The following is a 1,311-nucleotide window of genomic DNA, read 5'->3' as shown; positions in this document are numbered from 1 at the left end:
GATGTATAGCTTTCTTCTGTTTCAATGACGGCTATGCCCTCGGTATTTGCTTTGTACCGAATCATTGACACCAACATCGCATGTGGGATTTGAACAAAATTTTGATTATTTTTGGAGCCTAAAGCGACTTTCTGTTTCCAATCCATATTTTTACCGATAATGATGGTATCGATGCGATGTTCTTTTGCTACTTTCACAATGTTAAAACTCACTTTATGAAAGAAATCTTTGATTTGATTATGACGCTTGCTGTCTAACTTGCTTAATCTTTTTGAATATCTTTGACCCTCTTTTGAACTCCTCCCGTTTCGTAATGCAGCATAATAATAACTTTTTAATTTATTGTACCAACGATTAATGGATTTAATTTTGCCGCCTTTAAAAAGAATAGGAGTCATTTCAACGTTCGACACCAAGGTGGCTATATTTTCCACACCCAAATCAATGCTTAAAATGCGTTTCTTTTTTGGATTAATTTCAACTTTTTTACCAATGAAAAAAATGACCTCTACTGTGAAGCTATCATATTTCGGAATAATCCTTACTTGTTGGAACTTACCCGAAACATTGGCCAACTTGCCAATATTTAACTTCCCCCTTGTTTTTGGGAATCTTAAATATTTTTCACCTTTTAATAGACAGATTTGGTTCGATAAAACCACTTCTTTTTTACTGCCTTTCGGTAGATACCTAGGAATGCTAGGTCTGCCTATATATTTCTGGGGGTTTTCTTTATAATCATTTAGGCTTTTAAAAAAAGAATCCCAATTTTGAACAACATTTTTGATGACTTGTTGATTGATTTGTCCAGGCAAAGAATAATAGTCTTTTTGTTTAATAGTTTTAAACAAAGCATCTAGGAAGTTGTAACCGACAAATGCTTTTTCTTTAGTTGGCAGAGTAAATAGCTCTAACTCTTTTTGCTTTTCCTTTCCTAGTAAATTTTCCTTTTTTAGCTTTTTGTAATAGGCAATGGTCTTTTTCTCATTCATTTTATCGATGTTACGATAAATGGTTTCTAACACTTCTCTCTGCAATGGTTGCAGTGGTTTATCACTTTTCAAAGCGGTGTAAACCTGCCTAATATAGAAGTTTGTTAGATTGTATAAGTTGTTGCCGTTTGCACATAATTCTTCAAAATAGGAAAATAGACGATGGCCTTTTTTCACATCCATTTGATAGGTACGATATTCCTTTCCTTCATCTCGTTCCATTTTATCACCTCGTTTCCATACTATTATTTTACTATACAGAACGTATGTTTGCAATCTATTACATGCTAATTTATAACAAAATAAGCCGATTCATCCC

1 protein-coding gene is annotated in these 1,311 nt (G+C 33.3%); it reads right to left on the bottom strand.

The window, feature by feature from the left end; translation table 11 throughout:
• On the bottom strand, positions 1-1,175 hold a 1,175-nt coding region (locus tag BN1243_RS15075; RefSeq protein WP_195892114.1), incomplete at its 3' end, for an RNA-guided endonuclease InsQ/TnpB family protein.
• Positions 1,176-1,311: the final 136 nt, after the last annotated feature.

This window comes from Bacillus niameyensis (assembly GCF_001375535.1).
Taxonomy (GTDB): Bacteria; Bacillota; Bacilli; order Bacillales; family Bacillaceae_C; genus Lederbergia; species Lederbergia niameyensis.
The sequence above is the reverse complement of the archived record's forward strand: the minus strand, read 5'-3'. Positions and strand labels throughout refer to the sequence as shown.